Below are 1,958 nucleotides of genomic sequence, written 5' to 3' on the forward strand. Positions count from 1 at the left end.
TTCCCACCGCCGGTCGGCGTCGTGGTCGGTACAGCGACACCTTTAAGGCAGAGATCGTGGCCGCGTGCAAGGCACCCGGCGTTTCAACGGCTGCGGTTGCGCTGGCCAACGGCCTCAATGCCAACCTCGTTCGGCGCTGGGTACTCGAGAGCGATCCGGCTCATAAGAGCGCAACTCGGGCTGCATCCTTGCCCGCCATGAGTGCGCCATCGCCCCAGGCGCAGGGGGCCTCAGTGCCTCCAGGTTTTGTTCCCCTGGCACTGGACGCGCCGAGCGCCGACATCCGCATCGAACTACGCCAGGGCGATCAGCTCATCACCGTGTACTGGCCAATGGCGGCTGCGGCGCAGTGCCTGAGCGCGTTGCAGGACTGGCTCCGGTGATCCGCATTGATGCGGCCTGGTTGGCGGTCGAGCCGATGGATATGCGTGCTGGCCCCGACACGGCGCTGGCCCGCGTAGTCGCGGTCTTTGGTGCGGCGCAGCCGCACCATGCCTATGTGTTTGCCAATGCCCGCGCCACCCGGATGAAGGTGTTGGTCCACGACGGCGTCGGCCTGTGGCTGGCGGCCCGGCGTCTGCATGCTGGCAAGTTCAACTGGGCTTCCAGCCCCCAGCCCAGCCTGCCCATTAGCACCACTCAACTGGGTGCCCTGGTGCTGGGCCTGCCCTGGCAACGCGTGGGCCACACGGGCGCCATCACCCTCGTTTGAGTTCTGGTCTGCCTGCAATCAGGGCATGCGCGGATGGGCTGCCGCCCCTGGCTGCGGCATACTTGAAGCTATGTCTTCCTTGCCGCAATTCGACGCCCAAGCCCTGGCCGCCATGGCCCCGGATGAATTGCGTGCGCTCACCGCTCAACTGCTTGCCCGCATCGAGCAAGATGCCCAGCGCGCTGAACAGGCCAGCCAGGCCATTGCGCTGCGAGACGCCAAGATCGACAAACTCAGCTTTGAGCTGGCCCAACTGCGGCGCATTCGCTTCGGCGTGAAGAGCGAACAGCTCGATGCCCAGCAGCGCCCCTTGTTTGAAGAAGCCGTTCAGGCCGACATCGCCGCCCTGGAAGAGGAACTGGCCGAGCTGCAGGCCCGCACCCCGCCCACCGAGGCCGCCGCCCAACGCACGCCCAAGCGCCAGGCACTGCCCCCAGAGCTGCCCCGCACCGAGATCCGCCACGAACCCGACGCCACCACCTGCACCTGTGGCTGCCAAATGAAACGCATCGGCGAGGATGTGGCCGAGAAGCTTGACTACACCCCGGGCATCTTCACGGTCGAGCGCCATGTGCGCGGCAAGTGGGCCTGCCGCGCCTGCGAGCGCCTGGTGCAGGCCCCCGTGCCGGCTGAGGTCATCGACAAAGGCCTCCCCACCGCAGGCCTGTTGGCCCACGTGCTGGTGGCCAAGTACGCCGACCACTTGCCGCTGTACCGGCAGGAAGCCATCTTTGCACGCGCCGGCTTTGGCATTGCGCGCTCCACCCTGGCTTCATGGGTGGGCGTGTGCGGCGTTCGGCTGCAACCCCTCGTGGACACCCTGAAGGCCGAGCTCCTGGACTGCGCCGTGCTGCACGCCGACGAGACCCCGGTGGCCACCCTGGCCCCCGGTACGGGCAAGACCCATCGCTCGTACCTGTGGGCCTATGCCGCAGGCGAATTCGAAACCCTCAAGGCGGTGGTGTATGACTTCACCCCCAGCCGGGCGGGTGAGCATGCCCGCCGCTTCCTTGGGGGCTGGCAAGGTAGCCTGGTGTGCGACGACTTCGCCGGCTACAAGGCCTCCTTCGCTCAAGGGGTGATCGAGGTGGGCTGCATGGCCCATGCGCGGCGCAAGTTTGTGGAGCTGCATCTGGCCAACAAGAGCCACATCGCGGCCACCCCACTGGCGCTGATCGGGCAGCTATACGGCATCGAGCGGGAACTCAAGGACGCCCCTCCGGCAACCCGGTTGGAACAGCGGCAA

Annotated in this window: 3 protein-coding genes; all 3 read left to right on the forward strand. The window is 66.9% G+C overall.

Going from position 1 to position 1,958, the window contains the following annotated elements:
• A partial coding sequence (locus tag GH681_RS22820) for a transposase (RefSeq protein WP_228112047.1) occupies nucleotides 1-383 on the forward strand: 383 nt, incomplete at its 5' end.
• Nucleotides 380-712 (forward strand): IS66 family insertion sequence element accessory protein TnpB, encoded by a 333-nt coding sequence (gene tnpB / locus GH681_RS22825; protein WP_228112048.1) that lies wholly within the window; start codon nucleotides 380-382, stop codon nucleotides 710-712. The genes GH681_RS22820 and tnpB, both read left to right, overlap by 4 nt.
• 70 nt (nucleotides 713-782) lie before the next feature.
• A partial coding sequence (locus tag GH681_RS22830; protein ID WP_228112049.1) for an IS66 family transposase occupies nucleotides 783-1,958 on the forward strand: 1,176 nt, incomplete at its 3' end.

Origin of the sequence: Zoogloea sp. 1C4, assembly GCF_009469605.1 — a bacterium.
GTDB classification, from domain to species: Bacteria; Pseudomonadota; Gammaproteobacteria; order Burkholderiales; family Rhodocyclaceae; genus Zoogloea; species Zoogloea oryzae.